General features: G+C 36.7%; 16 protein-coding genes and 1 pseudogene. 3 read left to right on the top strand and 14 right to left on the bottom strand.

Features of this window, described 5'->3' with window-relative positions; translation table 11 throughout:
- Nucleotides 1–3 precede the first annotated feature (3 nt).
- Both HHL20_RS13015 and HHL20_RS13010 read left to right on the top strand, forming a co-directional pair.
- Nucleotides 4–711 (top strand): response regulator transcription factor, encoded by a 708-nt coding sequence (locus HHL20_RS13015; protein WP_169231608.1) that lies wholly within the window; start codon nt 4–6, stop codon nt 709–711.
- A gap of 4 nt (nt 712–715) precedes the next feature.
- Nucleotides 716–2,128 (top strand): sensor histidine kinase, encoded by a 1,413-nt coding sequence (locus HHL20_RS13010; protein WP_169231607.1) that lies wholly within the window; start codon nt 716–718, stop codon nt 2,126–2,128.
- A 53-nt stretch (nt 2,129–2,181) separates the two neighbouring features.
- Here the strand turns inward: HHL20_RS13010 and HHL20_RS13005 are convergent, their stop codons facing one another.
- Nucleotides 2,182–4,899 (bottom strand): TonB-dependent receptor, encoded by a 2,718-nt coding sequence (locus HHL20_RS13005; protein ID WP_169231606.1) that lies wholly within the window; start codon nt 4,897–4,899, stop codon nt 2,182–2,184.
- A gap of 682 nt (nt 4,900–5,581) precedes the next feature.
- On the opposite strand from HHL20_RS13005, the gene HHL20_RS13000 reads away from it, so the two are divergent.
- Nucleotides 5,582–6,463, top strand: coding sequence for a cupin-like domain-containing protein (locus HHL20_RS13000; RefSeq protein ID WP_169231605.1), 882 nt, complete (start codon nt 5,582–5,584; stop codon nt 6,461–6,463).
- Nucleotides 6,464–6,513: 50 nt separating this feature from the next.
- On the opposite strand, the gene HHL20_RS12995 is transcribed toward HHL20_RS13000, so the two are convergent.
- The 13 genes and pseudogenes from HHL20_RS12995 to ftsA form a co-directional block, all read right to left on the bottom strand.
- The gene (locus tag HHL20_RS12995) at nt 6,514–7,032 is read right to left on the bottom strand and encodes an RNA 2'-phosphotransferase (RefSeq protein WP_169231977.1); all 519 of its coding nucleotides are present in this window, start codon (nt 7,030–7,032) and stop codon (nt 6,514–6,516) included.
- A 4-nt stretch (nt 7,033–7,036) separates the two neighbouring features.
- Nucleotides 7,037–7,981, bottom strand: a complete 945-nt coding sequence (locus HHL20_RS12990; RefSeq protein ID WP_169231604.1) for an ADP-ribosylglycohydrolase family protein — start codon at nt 7,979–7,981, stop codon at nt 7,037–7,039.
- Nucleotides 7,981–8,667 (bottom strand): SIR2 family NAD-dependent protein deacylase, encoded by a 687-nt coding sequence (locus tag HHL20_RS12985; RefSeq protein WP_169231603.1) that lies wholly within the window; start codon nt 8,665–8,667, stop codon nt 7,981–7,983. The genes HHL20_RS12990 and HHL20_RS12985 overlap by 1 nt, the downstream gene beginning before the upstream one ends.
- Nucleotides 8,668–8,798: 131 nt before the next feature.
- Nucleotides 8,799–9,308, bottom strand: a complete 510-nt coding sequence (locus tag HHL20_RS12980) for an O-acetyl-ADP-ribose deacetylase (protein ID WP_194306250.1) — start codon at nt 9,306–9,308, stop codon at nt 8,799–8,801.
- 189 nt (nt 9,309–9,497) lie between these two features.
- Nucleotides 9,498–10,063 (bottom strand): annotated as a pseudogene (locus HHL20_RS12975) (DUF4291 domain-containing protein).
- Between the two features lie 62 nt (nt 10,064–10,125).
- The gene (locus tag HHL20_RS12970) at nt 10,126–10,941 is read right to left on the bottom strand and encodes a TIGR02452 family protein (RefSeq protein ID WP_185194818.1); all 816 of its coding nucleotides are present in this window, start codon (nt 10,939–10,941) and stop codon (nt 10,126–10,128) included.
- 46 nt (nt 10,942–10,987) lie between these two features.
- Nucleotides 10,988–12,055: a DUF2971 domain-containing protein gene (locus HHL20_RS12965; protein ID WP_169231602.1), complete on the bottom strand. Its 1,068-nt coding sequence runs from the start codon at nt 12,053–12,055 to the stop codon at nt 10,988–10,990.
- A complete protein-coding gene (locus HHL20_RS12960) occupies nt 12,039–13,007 on the bottom strand; it encodes a diacylglycerol kinase catalytic domain-containing protein (protein WP_169231601.1) in 969 nt (322 codons plus the stop codon). The genes HHL20_RS12965 and HHL20_RS12960 overlap by 17 nt, the downstream gene beginning before the upstream one ends.
- 68 nt (nt 13,008–13,075) lie before the next feature.
- Complete coding sequence (locus HHL20_RS12955; RefSeq protein ID WP_169231600.1) at nt 13,076–14,080, bottom strand: SPFH domain-containing protein; 1,005 nt, start codon at nt 14,078–14,080, stop codon at nt 13,076–13,078.
- Between the two features lie 143 nt (nt 14,081–14,223).
- Nucleotides 14,224–14,778 carry an NADAR family protein gene (locus tag HHL20_RS12950; protein WP_169231599.1) on the bottom strand — a complete coding sequence of 185 codons (555 nt, stop codon included), beginning with the start codon at nt 14,776–14,778 and terminating at the stop codon, nt 14,224–14,226.
- A 535-nt stretch (nt 14,779–15,313) separates the two neighbouring features.
- On the bottom strand, nt 15,314–15,760 hold the full coding sequence (locus HHL20_RS12945; RefSeq protein WP_169231598.1) for a GatB/YqeY domain-containing protein: 447 nt from the start codon (nt 15,758–15,760) through the stop codon (nt 15,314–15,316).
- Nucleotides 15,761–15,849: 89 nt separating this feature from the next.
- Complete coding sequence (gene ftsZ / locus HHL20_RS12940; protein WP_169231974.1) at nt 15,850–17,745, bottom strand: cell division protein FtsZ; 1,896 nt, start codon at nt 17,743–17,745, stop codon at nt 15,850–15,852.
- Between the two features lie 84 nt (nt 17,746–17,829).
- Nucleotides 17,830–19,218, bottom strand: coding sequence for a cell division protein FtsA (gene ftsA, locus HHL20_RS12935; protein ID WP_169231597.1), 1,389 nt, complete (start codon nt 19,216–19,218; stop codon nt 17,830–17,832).
- Between the last annotated feature and the right edge of the window lie 15 nt (nt 19,219–19,233).

Below are 19,233 nucleotides of genomic sequence, written 5' to 3'. Positions count from 1 at the left end.
CTTATGAAAAAGATTATTCTCATTGAAGACGAAACAAGCGTAGTATCCTTTATCAAAAAAGGGCTTCAGGAAAACGGGTATGAAGTTTCTGTGGCTTTTGACGGGAAAACAGGGGTACAGCTTGTACAATCCAATGATTTTGATCTGGTAATTCTGGATATCATGCTTCCCGAAATGAATGGACTCGATGTATGCAAAGAAATCCGGAAAACCAACCAGCATGTCCCTATTCTTTTTCTTACGGCTTTAGGAACTTCAGAAAATATTGTTCTGGGACTGGAAAGTGGTGGAGATGACTATCTTGTAAAACCGTTCAAATTCATTGAACTGGTTGCCCGAATAAAATCACTTCTACGCAGAAGTAATAACGGCAACACACCCGAAATTTCAGAACCAGAAGCAGACCAGGAATATATCTACCAGTTTTCTGACCTTATCCTCAATGATTATACCAAAAAAGTAACCCGAAGCGGAGAAGAAATTTCTCTTACCTCAACAGAATACAAACTATTGCTTTATTTTTTGAATAATCCCGAAAAAGTAATCTCCAGACCGGAAATCCTGGATGCAGTATGGGGAGTTAATTATGAACTGGGAACCAATGTGGTAGATGTATACGTTAATTACCTCAGGAAAAAGCTGGATCATCAGGAAGATAACAAACTGATCCATACCGTTATTGGTATGGGATATGTTTTAAAAAAACCATAAAAGGATGTTCAATAAAGTGATCACCAACCAAACCAAAACCATGGTGCTTTTAATGCTTGTTTTTACGGCTATTATTCTGCTGTTCAGTGGTCTGGTTTATTTTTCTATTGTTAATTTTTCGCATCAGAGATTTTATGAACTATTGAAAATCCGGACAACTACCATCGTACAGGTGGAAAAAAGCAAAGATGACCTCGACCTTCCGGAAAACTACATTCTGAACGGCCTTAACGACGAAGAGCTGCCTATGGAAAGAGATTACGTTTTTGCAGTTCCCGTTGACACCAATTTCAGTAAAATATCCCAGGAAATTCATATTCCAGCATCTTTTTTCAGGAATATCGTCAAAAAGGGAGAGGCCAATTATAATGATAAGGAATTTTATTACATAGGCCAGACCTTCCGCCATGATGACAAAAGCTATATTGCCATTGCTTCGGCAAAAAATCACTATGTTGTTTACTATCTTGGGTTTCTCAAAAGAACATTGATAACCTGTATTGTACTGTCGCTGTTTTTCAGTATGATTTTTTCTTTTTATCTGTCTAAAACATTGTTTAAACCTATTCTTAAAATTACAGGAAAGGTAAAAGAAATAAGCTCCGAAAACCTTCATCTTAGGCTGGAACCTCAACCCGACAATAAAGAGCTGAATGAATTGGTAGATACCTTCAATGATATGCTGAACCGTATCGAAACCTCCTTTGAAACCCAGAACCATCTCATCGGAAATGTATCTCATGAACTGAGAACACCTTTGACTTCTATTATGGGAGAGGCAGATGTAGCTCTTTCTATCTCAAGAACCAATAATGAATATAAGGAAACACTTGGAATTATCCTGAATGAAGCCGAAAAGCTTGATAAAAAAATCAAAGCCTTGCTGATGATCGCTCAGACAGGATTTGACGGGAAAATCCAGAAAGTAGATAAGGTAAGGATGGATCAGCTTCTTTGGGATGTTATCGAGACATTACGGAAGATTGATTCAAGAAATAATATTTATCTTGACATCAGTATGCTTCCCGATAATCCGAAAAAATTAAAGGTTCAGGGCAATGAGCAGCTTCTTCACCTTGCCGTTACCAACATTATCCAGAACGGGTGTAAATATTCAGATTTTCAGCAGGTAAAAGTCTCTTTGGGTGCAACGGATACCGATGTTTATATTATCGTAAAAGATAACGGAATCGGTATTCCTCAGGAAGAAATGAATAAAATCTATGATCCTTTTTTCAGAGCCTCCAATACAAAGAATTATGAAGGCTACGGAATAGGTCTTCCTTTGGCCAGAAACATTGTAAGGATGCACCATGGCGAACTCATCGTAAGCTCCTATGAATACCAGGGAACAACCGTACAGCTCCGCTTTCCGAACTTCTATAGTAATTTACAGGAGAGTGACAGGGAAATTTAATAAGACTCTTTCATCATAAAAAAACCAATCTCACTGAGATTGGTTTTTACTTTTTATTTAAAGTTGAATTTTACGGTAAACATTACCTGGCTTGGCCGGAGTTGTATTCTTGTATACCTGGTATCGGTAGTTCCTATTTCATAGGTTTCAAATACTTTCTTGTTAGCAATATTCATCCATTTTACTTCAAAGTCAATTTTCTTTTTAGCCCAGGTAAACTGGTAAGAAACATCGTAAAAGCCATTATGATATTTTTGCCCGACAGCATTTGTATTCACTTGGTCCCAGTTGAATCCAACGGTATGATTTTCTATCGGATAAAAGAAAAGTCCAAGATTGTGTGTAAATCCTCTTCTATCTGCATCCGAGCTTACTCTTCCTGCACTTCTTTGTTTTGTTTGCGTGATACTTGCATTATAATCGATGCTCATCCAGCTGAAATAAGTGTTGTTGAATTTTAAACCTAAAGACTGACTGTTATTTTTATTTGTGAAAAATTCATCATTTAGGAAAAGATCAGATTTAGTCGTGTTATTGCTGTAGCTTACAGACGCATTTGTTTTGAATTTAGGAAAATATTTTCCAACTTCTGTGCTGTACCCGCTTGACAATACGTGATTATCCTGTTCTAAATATTCCATAACCGTATATCCCTGAACGATCGTTGGATTCGAGATAAGATTCCTTTTTGCATCGGTATATCTGTAATTGATATTGAAGAAGAGATTATTAAGTGGATTTCTATACTCTATTCTTGTTCCTGCAGACTTGTTATTATTCTGCGGAATAGGATTCGTTGCTTTCATTGCATTAATTCCGGTTGGAGAGGTCATCATAAATCCTGAATATGCGGTATTAACTTCTCCAAAATTATTATTTATATTGGCATTTACTGAAGCTTTCCAGAAAGAAGCAAACGTATATTGTGCAAAAATATTTGGCTCAAAAGTCACTTTATTTACATCTTTTGAAACTGATCTTGCCGGGTCTTCTGCCTTGATATTATTCGAGTTTACCGGGAAATTGGCATAAATCATCCACGAATCATTTTTATAATTCACCCCTACGCTTCCATAAGGCGTGGCTGTGGTATAAGTAAGATCATTACTGTAAGCAGAAAGAGGAGTATTGATTGGGTTGGTTGGCGTTGAAGGACCGGTAAGTACGTTATAAAGATCAGATATCAGATTTGTTGACTTGAAATTAAATCCTATCTCCGGAGTGAATGTCCATCCTTTTGTAGAAAAACCGATATTGGCAGAATGGTTAGCTTCAAAAGTTTTCAGTCTCATATTCTGTGTGGCAAGACCAGTTGCAGAAGGAGTATAAAATCCCGGAATCTGCAGATAAGAGGCAGGGGATACTTCCAGAGTCTGTCGATCTGTCTGATAACTAATAAAGGATAATAAGTTCACCATTTTTTCTTTCCACGGAACTATGGTACTTAATGAGTTCTGGAATGATGTAGTTGGAGACTCAATTGCTTCTTCACCGTATCTTTTTGAGTTTACTAAACTGTTAACCGTTCTATCTGCAACTGCTCTGTCTGCGTTCCAATATTGAGAAAAGCTTGTAGTATTTTTAAAGAAACCTTTTTTTGCATTCTTAGTAAATATCAATTCTCCTTTGGCCTTATCGGTATAGAAATTATTACGGACATTTTGGAATACTGTTGATGCCGGAAATTTCTCAGTAGCAAAAATCTCTTGCTGCACATATGATTCCCTTTCTACCGCATTATTCGTATAATTGGCATTGGCTTTCAGTTCCCATTCCTTTTTCTTATCGATATTCGTAAGATAGTTGGCAGACAAATAATGCACGTTATTCATCAGATATCTTTTCACAGGAAGATTTGGGGTGCTCGCATTTTCCACATTCAGCCAGTCATTTTGGGAAGCATTGATTCTTCTTCCTTCAAATCTGTTTCCGAAAGCAAGAATGTTTCCTTCATTTTCTACCTGCTCACCCATGTTGTTGGTTTTATAATTAACCACCCACTGGCTTTTCTGTCCGAAGAACATGGGCGTAAGCTTTACATTCCAGAGCCAAGGATCTCCGAAGCCGGTACCTACTTCACCTCTTCCGGTCATGGTGACAGAATTTTTCAGCTTGATATTGATAGCCGCCTGATCGGAAGGCACCTTATCCTGAAGGATTTTTACAGGCTGGTGATTCTCAAGAACTTCAACTTTTTGTACGGCGTCTTTCGGAAGCGAGTTGTTGATGGTTCCGTAACCACCTTCCATGAGGTCTTTTCCGTTTACGTAAAATTTATTGATGGCATTACCCTGATAAAGAATAGTTCCGTCTGTATTTACTTCAATACCCGGAATTTTTTTCATAACATCCGCCAGTGTTCTGTCGCTTTTGCTATCGAATGCTTTAAGATCATAGGCAATGGTGTCGCCCCTTGCTGTGATCATTTTGGTTTTCAGCTGTACCTCTTTGATTTCAGTAGCTTCCCCTTCCATCTTGAAATTCATGGTCTGATCGCTGTTGCTGATCTGCTTGGTTAATGGTCTTTGGTTGAATGCCTTTACTTTTAGGTCTACATTTGACTCTGCAGAAGTAAACGTCACTTTATATTCCCCTTTAGAATTGGTGATCGCATACGCAAGAATGGCATCCTTGCCGGGTTCTTCTATAGTAACACTTGCGCTGGGAATTGCCACGCCGTCTTCATCCGTGATTTTTCCCGAAACAGTTTTCTGTGCGAAAGAAAGTACGGAGAAAAAAATCATGACGAATAAAGTAATTTTCAATTTCATAATTTACTATTTGGCTAATTAGTTAGTCTTTAAAGCTTTTTGTTACACATTTAAAAAGATTGATTTAAAAAACAAAAGTTAAAAATGATTTTATCACTACAAATATAGTTATATTTTTATAAAATTGATTTTTTAATACTTAAATTTTCCAAGCTTTTAATTTTGTTTAAATAGTTGTAGATCCATCCTGTTATATTACAGTACTGCAGAAGGCTGATATGTCACGAAATTTTCATCTGTGTCATTTAATGATGTAAGAGTAAGTTTTAATAATAAATGTGTAAGAAAACCAGTAAATTATGTCTTATTTATTAAGCGAAAAAAAAGTGCAAAATTTTTCATAAAAGAAAAATTTTATATAAAAGCAGAATTATTGTTTTGTGATTTTAAGATCAGTTTGTTTTTGTAGGAAAATATGACTAAAATATTTGTTTTAATCATATTTTATCAACTTTTTATCGGTTAGCTTTGTCACATAAAGTTTTTATATTAGCAACGAGATGAATCTTTTTTGTTCATTATTGTGTTTTGCCCTGTATATCTTTACAGGGCGTTTTCGTTGTATAAAAATTTTATTTAGAATAAATAGGTAAAAGTGATTTGAATCATAGATTAAAAAAAGCTTAAATCTGTTAACATGTATTTTTATTTAATAATTTTGTAACATTAAATTTTTAAACAAATGGGAATCAATTTAAAGCCTATTGATATTGTAGATGATATTACCCAGGAAGAATTCATTGAAAAATATCTTAAACCCAGAAAGCCTGTGGTAATTAAGAACATGGCGAGAAAGTGGCCTGCTTACCAAAAATGGACCATGGAGTATATGAAGGAAGTTGTAGGAGATGTGGAGGTTCCGTTATATGACAGTTCTAAGGCAGACCCCGCAGCTCCCATTAATGCTTCTGCTGCAAAAATGAAATTCACAGATTATGTAGATCTTATTCAGAGAGAACCCACTGATCTCAGAATTTTCTTTTTTGATCCTATAAAACATGCCAAAAAATTGCTCAAAGATTACATTTCCCCAAAAGATTTAATGGGGGGCTTTCTGGATAAATATCCATCCATGTTTTTCGGAGGAAAAGGGTCTGTAACATTCCTTCACTATGATATTGATATGGCGCATATCTTCCATACCCATTTCAACGGAAGAAAGCATGTTCTTCTTTTTGATTACAAATGGAAAGAAAGACTCTACAAAATTCCTTATGCAACCTATGCGCTGGAAGATTATGATATTGAAAATCCTGATTTTACGAAATTTCCTGCATTGGATGGAGTAGAAGGGATCGAATGTTTCCTTGAACATGGTGATACCTTATTTATGCCAACCGGATGGTGGCACTGGATGAAGTATCTGGATGGAAGTTTCTCCATTTCCCTGAGAGCATGGGATAAATCATGGGCCGTGAAAGCACATTCTTTATGGAACCTTACCGTACAGAGAAAGTTTGATGATATCATGAAGAAAAATTTCAAGAAAAAATATATGGACTGGAAAGAAAAAGGAGCCATTAAAAGAGCAGAAATTGCCTTAAAAAAAGGATTGCCAAAATAAATAACTTAAGAGAGACTGCCTTAATAGACAGTCTCTTTTTTATCTATTATTTAATATTGTATATATTGAGGATGAACAAATTCCGTAAGCCAGACATTATTTTCTGAAAGGTAAAATAAAATTCCGTCTTCATGCATTTTCCCTGTCATGATTGTGAGAAGAACAGGCTTTCCGTGGCGCATTCCGACTTTTTCGGCTGTATCTTTTTTGCTGCTTAAATGCACATGCTGCCGGTTTCTTTTTTCAATGCCTTTTTCCAGAATAGATTCCACATTCGTCTGAGCCGTTCCGTGATAGAGAAATTCCGGTGGCTGCTGAGATTTCAACGCCAGATCAATATCAATCGAATGTCCCTGGTTGGCTCTTATTTTAGTTTTATCCTCATTAAAAATAAAACGTTTCTTATCATTGGTTTCTACCATTTCATCGAGTTCTTCAAGGGTAAAAAGGATGTTGTTATTCGCGCATTTTTCCTGCAGTTCTTCCACATCTGCCCAGCCATTTTCATCCAGGTTCAGGGTAATGATCTCAGGTTGGTGTCTTAATACCAGACTGAGGAATTTGCTTATTTTTTTATTGTGTTTTTAATTTTTCTTCTAATTTTTCGCAGAGCTTTTCAATGTCTTTCTTTCTTGCCAGCACATCGATCCAATCTTTTGGGATGCTTTCGAAACCGTAATAAATTCCGGCAATTCCACCGGTGATGGCTCCTGTGGTGTCGGTGTCTTCACCTAAATTAACGGCTTTTAAAACCGCTTCTGAATAATTTTCAGAATTAAGAAAACACCATAGTGATGCTTCTAAACTGTGGACGACGTAACCACCTGAACAGATAGAATCTTCGGGAAATTTTGAAATGTCATCTTTCAAAATTCTGTCAAAAAGTTGGATTTCTTTAGGGTTGAAACCTTGAGCTTCCTTAAATTTCAAAGTTGTTTTCTGGGTATGTTGATAAGCTTCAGCCTTACTTTTTCCTTTGATTAATTCAATGGCAAAAATCACATAAACAAAACATGCAAATACAGAACGGAAATGGGCATGTGTAATACAAGACACTTCTTTTACTGTCTGATATATTTTATCAATATTTTCTTCATTTTCAAGATAAAAAGCTAACGGTAATGTTCTCATTAAAGAACCATTTCCATTATCTTCTTCAAAAATATTTCCCGAAAATTTTGCGCTTTCCCCTTTTATTAACCTTGCAATGGAATGCTTTGTCGTTCCCCCAATATCAAACAGTCTTCCGTGAGCGGTCCAGTGTCCGTATTTTACCCACTTTACAAAGCTTTGTCCGATCTTTTCCAGATCATAACTTTTCGCAAGTTCACCTGCAATACAAAGAGTTAAGGAACTGTCGTCGCTCCATGTTCCTTTCGGTTGGTTCCATGATCCGAATTCCCGCATATTTTCAACGGGAAATCTTTTTAAAGTTTCCCGGCTAGTGAATTCTACCGGAACACCAAGCGCATCACCCACACAAACCCCGAAAATTCCCGCTTTTACCCTATTTTCCATTAAGCGAGATTTACCAGTTTGTCAAACAGCAATTTCATTCCATGGGTTGCGGTTTCTTTCATGACGACTGCTCTCTGGCCGTAACCGAAACCTGTTTCGTTGGGATTAATGACGATTAAAAGACAGTTGTCTTTAATATCATGAAGTAATCCGGCTGCAGGATACACCTGTAATGATGTTCCGATCACTAGGAAAATATCAGCTTCTTTCGCTATTTTAGTCGCTTCTCTCATCAGCGGAACATCTTCACCGAACCATACGATAAACGGCCGTAGCTGTGCCCCGTCTTCCGCTTTGTCCCCGATATTGATGTCGCCTTTATGTTCGTAAATCAGGTTTTTGTTATTGCATGAACACGATTTGAATAGCTCGCCGTGCAAATGCAGAATGTTGGAGGAGCCTGCCCTTTCATGCAGATCATCAATATTCTGGGTAATGATCTGAACTTCAAAATATTTTTCCAGTTCTGGCAATAATCGGTGTGCATCATTGGGTTCTACTTCATGAAGCTGTCGGCGTCTTTGGTTGTAAAATTCAAGGACTAAAGCCCTGTCTTTTCTCCATCCTTCCGGACTTGCCACATCTGTGATGCTATGATTTTCCCAAAGACCATCTCCGTCTCTGAAGGTTTTTATTCCGCTTTCGGCACTGATTCCGGCACCGGTTAATATGGTTAGTTTTTTCATTTGTTTTAGTTTTTTTTGTTTTTGTATTATTTTTAACGCAAAGGCCACAAAGTTTTTTTTGTTACTACTAAACGTTTTTAGTTCGCAAAGCCGTTTCACTTAGCGAAGCTCACAAAAACTATTATTCTGTATTATTCTTTTAACAGTGTTCTGTAAATTTCTGCATTTTCATCATCAAAACATATAAAAATTACCTTTTCAATAATTTCAGATTTGAAATTTTTAACTTCATGAATCGCAATTTTTGCAGCCAATTCTTTTGGGAACCGATAAATTCCTGTACTGATATTGGGAAAAGCAATGGTTTTAACGCCAAGACTTTCAGCCAATTTCAAAGAGTTTTTATAGCAATTTGTCAATAACTTCGATTCTTTTTCTTCATCTCCATTCCAGACCGGACCAACGGTGTGGATCACATATTTTGCAGGGAGATTTCCGGCAGTAGTGACAACAGCTTCACCTGTTTTGCATTTTCCCTGTTTGTTCCTGATTTCAATGCATTCTTCCAGAATCTGTTTTCCTCCTGCCCGATGAATCGCGCCATCAACGCCGCCGCCTCCAAGTAAAGAAGAGTTGGCCGCGTTGACAATAGCATCTGCTTCAACCTTTGTAATATCTCCTTTTATTAATTCGATTTTCATATTTATATCTGTTAATTATTCTGATTCAATGAAGAGTCTTATAAGATTTCATTTACTACTAACTGTTTTTAAATTTGCAGAACGAAATTTGGCCGATTCCACTAAGATCAATCGTAAAATGAGGCAAAAGCTTTTCGCTTTGCAAATTCACAGAGAATCTCAATTATGTGAAATTTGGCAAATATTATTTTAAACCAACATTAGCTTTCTATTTAAATTCCCATCATCAAACAGCAATTGCTTTTCTTCGGGAATTATTAGTTGGTCCAAATCATTATTCAAAACAAACTGATGCTGTTCTTTAACAAAATCTGAAATGTCTTCAATCAAAAGGATGTCTTCTTTTGCAAAGGATTTAATGAAATCATTTTTCAAACCAATCTGAATCGCTCTTCTTTCCAGTTTATTTCCGAAAGGATCGTGATCCGGATCCCATTGCAGCCTCACACAAGATTCTTTCACCTGATTCTGCCATTCTTCCCTTGAAATTCCTAAATTAACATTGTATGAAGAATAAACTTTTTAAGATAATTTTTGAACGAATCCATCTTCAAATGAATAGCGAGAACAGATTCCTGACCGTCTTTTGTTCCCCAACCGTTTCGGTACATTATCCAAAGAAAGTTCGGTTTTATCCAGGTCATTCTTTCCAAACTGAATGCTCCGCCAAAATATTGATTTTTAACTGCAAAATGGCCTATTTCTTTTCGATACGACTGGTAGACAATAATTTTCTCCTCATCATACTGAGCCATGATATGATGACCTTTTTCCGGCCAATCCTTTAGCTGTTCTTTATATTTTTTTAAATTGATTTTCATGATATTTCTTCAAACGGCTTTATCATTTCCTCTTTTTTTGAAAGAATAGCAAAGACCACTCTTTTAAATTTATTTTTATACTTCCCAAGAAGATGCTTTTTGAATAATTCTGCTATTTCTTTCGGGTCATTTTTGAAAACTCCGCACCCCCAGGCTCCTAAAATTAAGGTTTCATTTCTTTTATTTAAAGCTAAAGCGAGCATTTTATCGGTTCTTACATCCATCGCTCCAAAAATTTCACCGGCCCTTTCCGGTTCCTGACGTTTTACAACGCCTGCGTTCACGGCGGGAGAGGTGATAAAATTGCAGAAAACAGGCTGATCCAGCAATTCTCCTTTATCTTTCCTGAAAACCGGAACTTTCGGGCTGTAAATCATCATATCTGTATAAAAGCATGATTCCATCGCACGGTGGGTTTCGTAATATTCCCAACCCTGAAGCAGACTGTCGTGAAGTCCGGAAGTTCTTGCCAGACTTTCTTCCTGCGCTTCGGCTCCATTGATGAACCCTCCACCGGGATTTTTTGCCGATGCAAAATTCAGACACATGATCTTCTCCTGATCTTCTTCTGCGGCTAACTGCAAAATAGCTTTCAGGGAACTGCATTTCCAGACTTCAAACTGAGTATCGAAATGAGTTTCCAGAAGTTTATTTTTTGTCATTTCCGATAATTCTTCTGAGGAATACAAAACGGTTTCTTTGATGCAAGCTTCCATTTCGTTTTCTATGGTGATTTTTTTGTTGTTTTTGTTGATATAATATTTTTTAGCTAAGATTTCCAGTGTATCTTTCGCCATTCCTTTATTTGTCATTGTGAGTTTTTTAATGTTTAATGCTAAAATATTTGACCGAAAATCTTTACTCTTCGTATTCCCAATATTTGAAGTTAATCACATTAGTTCCATTTAGTTCAGCTTCAAAAAAGTCAATCTCATTTTTTTTCTTATACATCATCTTATATATTCTATTCTTAACTTCTTGCGGTGTATTAATTCCAAAATAAATTGCAGATAAAGCCTCAATAGGGTAATGTCTAATTCTTTCTTCTGGTAGCTTTTCTTTTTCAAAATTTATTTCAATTGCTCTCCATTCATTTTCATATTCCCAACTTTTTGTCTTACAAGAAAATAATGATTGTAATTCATAGGCATATTTATGAGTCCAAGATTTTGATAATTCGAGTAAGTCACAATCATATTCATTTTCAAATACAGGAGCAAAAGCGTAAAAATTTATAAATGGTTGATCTCTTTGATAAAATACTTTGTCTAATTTATTCCAATATATATGTGATTTCATATCCCATTCCGAAATCCTATTTTTATACTTTTCTACATCCATATTTCTATTTTGGATTTTTTCATAAGGAAATAAACCATGATTGTTTAAATTGAATTCTAAGCAAATTCCTGAATGCTTTGTAGCATAATGTGACCACATCAAAAAATTATTGCATGTTTCCGAAAAACATGAAACATAACTACTTTTTAAAAATTTACTAGTCAATCTATCAATTTCTTCTTTAAAAATATTGGAATCAAATGCAAGATTTTCAGGCAAAATACTCCTAAAAATATTTATTATATCGTCACACCAAACATTCTTTTCTTTTTTAACAAAGAGGTCTAGTTTTTCCTTAACGCTTTTAATAATTTCCTTTATTTCCTTATCGTTATTGTTTAAAGAAATCCATTGTTTATTAACTATCGGTATATCAATATTTTCAGAAAACTTATATATCTGTGTTTTAACCATAAAATATATCAAATACTCAATTGCTTCAATATCATTTGTTGAGAAATCTATTCTTAAAAACAAATCTAAAGGATCATTCAATTCATTATATGAAGCAAAATATAACTCCTGATAAAAAAGTTCCTTAAATAGAAAATAGGAAAGAGGTCTGTATTTATATATTTTTTTCATCATCGGTATTTTTATTTTTTTTTATAGTTTTCATGGTTATTATTTGATTTAAAACCAAAACCGCTTCATCATCAGAAAGCCTTATTTCCGCTGTTGCGCCGCTGTTGAACTGCAGGAAATCCTGCTCGATTCCGTCACTAAATATAAAACCATTATTTGGCATTAAAGATTCTATAATCAGTTTGTTGCCTTTTTTCAGTTTTCCACTACAGATGTCCGTTTGTGTTCTTATACTTTTAAAAGGCTCCCGTACGGCAAAGAACAGGTCATCTTCATGAAGTTTCGGATATTGCAAATCGTTTCTGCCTAAAATTCCGAATGCCATATTGAAAATAGAGCTCAGCCAGCCGGTACTTCCTGTTTTTGTGGAAACAATAATGCCGCTGGAAGAGTGGGTTTCTTCTTTGCCGTTCAGCATAATTTTATATCGTGCCGAACTGTGGGAGGAAATTCCTATGAAAAGATCATTCACTGCCAATAGTTTCTGTCCGTCATTGAGTACTGCTTCAGCGAATTTCATCTTTTTTGAACTAAAATTTTCGTTAATAACAGTATATACACCCTTCAAAAAATTTTTTGCAGTGAAGGGAAGTAAGACGCCGTCATACCTTTCGGGATCGGGATTCACCGCAATAATCGGGATGTGTCTCGAATATTTGGCGACATTTGCGACCAGACCGTCCTGTCCTACAACCACTATCAGATTATTATCAGAGAAAATGTAGGAAGGAATAAATTCTCTTTCAATGACCTTATTTTTAATAACCTTTGAAAGCTGTGTCTGCACTTCCAGAAATGACTGATAGAATTTCTCATGTTCATCCACATATTCCTGAAAGTTTCCTCCCGAACTTTCAATGTAAAACTTCGCCTGTGCTTTGGTATTGAATCTCTCCACCAAGACTTCGAGCCTTGTTTTATTTTTAATAATGATGGCATATTCTATTTTCATTTTTTTATTTTTTAACGAGAGACTAGAAGATTGTATTTACGGTTGACTGTTTTTCGGGGTCCAGACTTTTATTTGGTCAAAATACGGTCAAGTAAGTCCGGACTTATATTTAAATTCCCGATTTTTCCGGCATTTTCGGCCAGTTCTCTGAATGCTAAAGCAATATTGTTTTTTGCATCCTGTTTTCCGCTTAAAGCAGTTAACACTTTCCAGTCGATTTCCCTGTACGGTTTCAGGGAAGCTTCGAGAATATAACCTTGTGTTTCTGCCTCTTTTCGGTCGTTTTCTGTTTTCTGTTCGATCAGCTTTTTTCTCTGGTTTTCAACGGAAATATCTGCTGCTATTTTCATTTCCCTGAGGATTCTGTTGTTTTCTTCCTGCTGCACTTCAGTTTCCATTCTTTTTTCTTCAATCTGCTTTTGTTTTTCTTCAACGGCAATTTCCGTATTCAGCTCAGATTCTTTGATTTTTCTTTCCTGTTCCACTGCAAAATTCCTTCTTTCGTAAATCGCTTCATCGGCCTGCTGCTGCAGTTTTTCTCTGGTTTCCGTTTCGAGCGCTCTCGCCATTTCGGGAGTTGTCTGAACGGCCAGAATATTTGCTCCGAGGATTTCTATTCCCATACTTTTTATCGATTCGGAATTCATCAATCCTTCCAGAATATTTTCTTCAATCTGTTTTGCAGAACGGATGGCATCTTTTAAATTAAGCTGATGGATAAATGATGAGGTTGCAGTCTGCGCGAGGTTAATAATTCGCTGGTTCAGCTTTTCAATATCATTTTTTTTGTAAACGCCCTGTTCGTCAACAGTAAAATCCAGCGTGTTGGAAAGTGCTTTGGGATCTGTAATCTTATAGCTGATCTGCCCCTGAATTTTCACGGTCTGATAATCATTGGTATTTTCATTAAATATAAACGGCAGGTCATTGCTTCCCAGCGGAATCGCAGCAATAGACGAATTGGGAGCGAAATAGAAGAATGATAATCCTCTTCCTCCTCTGGCGATTTTTCCATTTTTAAAATGAAGAACGTACGTCATAGAATCAAATTTGATGTGTGTAAATCCAAACATAGCTTTATGATTTTTAATTAAACAATCTTTTAATTTTCGCGTATTTTTTACGCAAATTAAAAGTAAAATTTTTTATACTTAATTTTACGAAAAGCAACATTTATTGATATTTAATGTTGTTCTTCTTATTCTGTTTATGGTCTTTATATTCTGTGTTTCCGCCTTAATTCATCTCTCACTTCCATTAAAGCAAATCCAAGCAGATTTTCGCCATTCCATTGTGCTGGATCTTTAGCCCGCGGATCTGTTTCCAACATCCCGATTCCCCAAATCGTATCGTACGGACTTGCTTCTACCAGAATTTTATCATCCGTTGAGATCAGAAATTCTTTAAACCTTTCATTCTGGGAGAATTTGAGGAAATTTCCTTGCTTCACAATATTATATTTATGTTCATCCCAGACTTCAGGATTAAAGTTTTTTACTTTTCTTCCTAAACTTTTTGCCTGGTTGGGTGTTTCTGCTTTTAAAATCTTTTCTAAAATATTATTATCATGAAACAGCCTTGCTTTTCCGGCCATCATATAATGCTCTGCAGTTTTATAAACAGTTCCTTCTTCCTCGAAGTCAAAAGGAAACCACTGGCTGAAACAAGCCTTCGTAACTTCATCTTTAGCGGTATGCCCCCAAAAGAAAAGAAATTCTAAGTCTGTATGTTTCTGAAAGCTGTCAATAATATTATATAATGTATATTTCATGATTGCGTTATTATTACACAAATTTAAAACAATCCGGACTAAATCTCCAAATTAATTTGTGTTTATTTTACGCTAAATATTATATTTAATTGATTTACAGGTAATAAAATTTATTTAAATCTTCTGTTGCAATAAATATTAATTGGAATTGCTTAATAAGAAGAAGAGCATCATTTAATGAATATTTTTATATAAACAATAATTTTGAAAGAAAATAAAACATCCAATAAATTAATTGGGTTAAAATGTAACGCTTGTTTATATGAATTTAACTAAAAAAATATTTATCTTTGGAATAGATTCTGAAAACAATACCATGAAAAAAGTATTTTAGATCTTCCCTCAACATTATTGGTTCGATTCTCTTAAGATTGAGCCCTTACTAAGGAGAAAAAATAAATGAAGCCCGGAACTGAAAAGTTCCGGGCTTCTTAATCAAATCGATATGCAAAGGTTGAATATCCTTATAAAAAGGTAGCCGTTTTGAATTGTTAGTGATGAATTATATCATCAATTCACGACAATTAACATGTGTCTAGGAAAGCAGCTTTTTAGCCATTTCTGAAATACTTTTTCCGTCGGATTTTCCGGCTAAGGATTTCGATGCTATTCCCATTACTTTTCCCAAATCTTTCATAGATTCGGCACCGGTTTCGGCGATAATGTTTTTCATTTCTGCTTCCAGTTCTTCTGCAGAAAGCTGTTTCGGAAGAAACTGCTCAATTACTTTCATCTGGGCTTCCTCTACTTCCGCAAGATCATTTCTTCCCTGTGCAGTAAACTGTTCTGAAGAATCTTTACGCTGCTTTACCATTCTCTGAAGAATGGCAATTTCCTGCTCTGCAGTAACTTCTGCTCCTCTGGCTTCTGTTTTAAGCAATAATATTTGAGATTTTACGGCACGAAGAGAATCCAAAGCAACTTTGTCTTTCGCTCTCATAGCCGTTTTTATCGCTTCATTTATAGTGTTTTCTAAACTCATTTTATTTTGGCATTAGCTGCTGGCAATTAGCTGCTGGCTCTTAAACCTGACTTTAGAGCCATTTGCAAGAAGCCAATCGCCAGTAGCAATTAATCTACGTCTTTATTCAAAAATCTGTTTTCTCTGATCTGCATGTTTCCATTGTTTTCAGACAGATACGTGTTGATATTCTGTTCAGAAGCATTGGTCCCTTCGATAGAGATATTCTTTCTTTTAAATGCCGGAACCGATTCAAACTCGCTAGAACTGTCGAAGCTCTGGTAACGAGAATTAAACTCTTTTAATTTATTTCTGCGTTCCATTACTCTTTCCTGATCAACCGTTTTATTCACGAAGGTGAACTCTTCTTCTGCCGGTTTCGGCGCCTGTGTTTCAGGTTGAGTTTCTGCAAAAGGCTCTTCTTTCAGATGCTGAAAGAAATGCTCAACTTTCTGAAGAGGCTCTTCCGTTAGCTGGTTGACCTCGGTTGAAGAAGTAAATTCCGCTTTCGGCCCGAAATCAGATTTTGGATCCGTATTTTTTGATTCATTTACAAAAAAGCTGAACTCAACAGGTTTTTCTTCAGAATACGATCTGGCTGAAGCATTTCCTGCTTGCGGCTCCTCTTTTTTCTGATCAAAATCAAATTTGAAAGACTCTATTTCAAGATCATTCGGATCTTCCGTTTCTTCATCAAGAGAAAACAGGCTGAAAGACTCTTCTTCTTCGTTTCTCCAGTTGTGTTCCGGGGTATGAACCATATCTCCCTCTCTGTCAGTGAATTTTATTTCTGTTCTGGCAGGTTCTTCTTCAATGATCATTTTTTTTTCAGAAGATGAACTGAAGAATGGAGCATCATTATCTTCGTCATCAAGTCTGAAAAGGCTTTTCCCTCCAAAATCGTAAGACTGCTCCGGTGCGTCTTCTCTTTCCTGTCTTGTTTTGAATGGAGATTCTTTCGGTGTATCAAAGCTGTCGTTCAGACTGATCTTGATTTTCTCTGTAGGCCCGGAAAATTTTTTATTATCATTTGAAAAACCTGTGGCGATTACAAGAACGCTTACAGAGTCACCCAATTCTTCATCAGAACCCACCCCGAAAATGATATCTGCGGTATTTCCGGCTTCTTTTTGAATATGATCCATAATTACCCCGATCTCATCCATTGTTACTTCTTCCACACCGCTTCGGATCAATAAAAGAACGTTTTTAGCGCCGGTAATTTTATTATCATTCAACAATGGTGAATCCAATGCTTTTTTAACGGCTTCTTCGGCTTTATTTTCACCTGAAGCAACTCCGGTAGACATCAATGCCGTTCCAGAGTTCTGAAGCACGGATTTAGCATCTCTAAAGTCAATATTTACATCAAAGTATCCGGTGATTACCTCTGCCATCCCTTTGGCTGCATTGGTCAATACTTCATCGGCTTTTGAGAATCCCTGTTTGAAGCCAAGATTTCCGAACTGCTGTCTGAGTTTATCATTATTGATAACAATCAGGGAATCTACATTATTTCTTAATTTATCAAGTCCGTTTTCCGCCTGTTCAAGCCTTCTTTTTCCTTCAAAGCTGAAAGGAACGGTAACGATACCTACCGTAAGGATTCCCATATCTTTTGCCACTTTGGCAATTACGGGAGCAGCACCGGTACCTGTACCGCCACCCATTCCGGCAGTGATAAATACCATTTTTGTATTCTGGCCCATAGCCGCTTTTATATCCTCGATACTTTCGATAGCCGATTTTTCTCCTACTTCAGGATCGGCACCTGCTCCGAGACCTTCTGTAATCGTTGTTCCCAGCTGCACTTTATTGGCAACCGGATTATTATCCAAAGTCTGGGCATCTGTATTGCAGATCACGAAGTCTACCCCGTGAATCCCTTTTTCGTACATGTGTTTCAGTGCGTTGTTTCCGCCACCTCCAACACCAATCACTTTTATTATTGATGAATTTCCTTTTGGCAAATCAAATGAAAACCCCTGTGTCCCTATATTTTCCATAACTATACTTTTATAATTGATAATTGATTGATGATCAATGACAAGGAAAAGATCATTATCGCTTATCATTTTATCATTTATATTTTATTCTACTTCTTCAAAGAATTTTTTTACTTTTTCCATGAGCGACTGCCCGAAAGTCAGTTTTGCTGCTCTTTTAGACTGCTGTTCGCTTACCGTATGCTCGGGTTGTGCAATTTCAGGCTGCTGTACGATGTTCTCCTGAGTCGTTTCTGCTGCGGGAGACTGTGTCTCGGTCTTTGTTTCGGCAGGCTGTTCAGGTTCCTGGAGTTCAGCATTCTGTTTTTTGTCCCTGATTTTTAAACTTTCCATTAATAATCCGATGGAAGTTGCAAATTCAGGTCCTTTAAGATACTGATTTTTATCATTCGCTATGTATTCGTTAGCAAAACCGATTCTGCTGTCAAATCCTGTGGTATAGTTCGCCAGCTGACGCAGATGCTTAAGGTTGGACCCGCCTCCTGTAAGCACGATTCCTGCAATAAGTTTTTTCTTCTGTTCGAATGCACCGTATGCTTTAAGTTCCGTATTCACCATTTCCAGGATTTCTTCTACTCTGGCATTAATGATTTGTGCCAAAGTTTTGAGTGAAATCTCTTTATCCGGTCTGCCGTGAAGCCCCGGAATGGTTACGTAGGTACTGTCTTTTTCAAGCTCAGGAACTGCTGAACCGAATTTTACTTTTAACTGTTCTGCATGCTTTTCGATGATAGAGCAGCCTTCTTTAATATCTTCGGTAATTATTCCGCCACCGTAAGGAATTACGCAGGTGTGACGAATAATATTGTCTTTAAAAATAGCGATGTCGGTAGTTCCGCCCCCGATGTCTACGATGGCTACTCCTGCTTCTTTTTCTTCTTTGGTTAATACGGCTTCTGAAGATGCCAATGGTTCCAGGGTAAGGGCTTCCATCTCGAGTCCCGCCTCGCGTACACATCTTGCAATGTTACGGATGCTTCCCATCTGACCTACCACAACGTGGAAATTGGCTTCCAGACGCTTTCCATGCATGCCTACAGGCTCCTGGATTTCTCCTTCGGAGTCTACTTTATATTCCTGTGGAAGTACGTGGATAATTTCTTCACCGGGAAGCATGACCAGCTTCTTGACCTGATCTTTCAATGCTTCAATGTCATCATCTGTAATGAATTTGTCCGGATGTTCACGCATAATATAATCGGAGTGCTGCAGAGAACGGATGTGTTTTCCTGCAATTCCTACCGTTACCTTACGGATAGGAACTCCTGCGCTGGACTGTGCTTCAGACACAGCAGCTTTGATTGAATTAATGGTCTGTGAAATATTATTCACAATACCTTTGTGAACACCAAGACTCTTAGCCTTCCCTACACCGAGAACTTCTATTTTCCCGTGTGCATTCCTCCTTCCGACAATCGCGACAATTTTTGTCGTCCCGATGTCCAGACCTACTGAATACTCTTGATTTTCCATTTGTTTATATCGATT

The organism is Chryseobacterium cheonjiense (assembly GCF_012927265.1).
Classification (GTDB): Bacteria; Bacteroidota; Bacteroidia; order Flavobacteriales; family Weeksellaceae; genus Chryseobacterium; species Chryseobacterium cheonjiense.
Note: the sequence above shows the minus strand (reverse complement) of the source record. Positions and strands in the feature narration are given on the sequence as shown.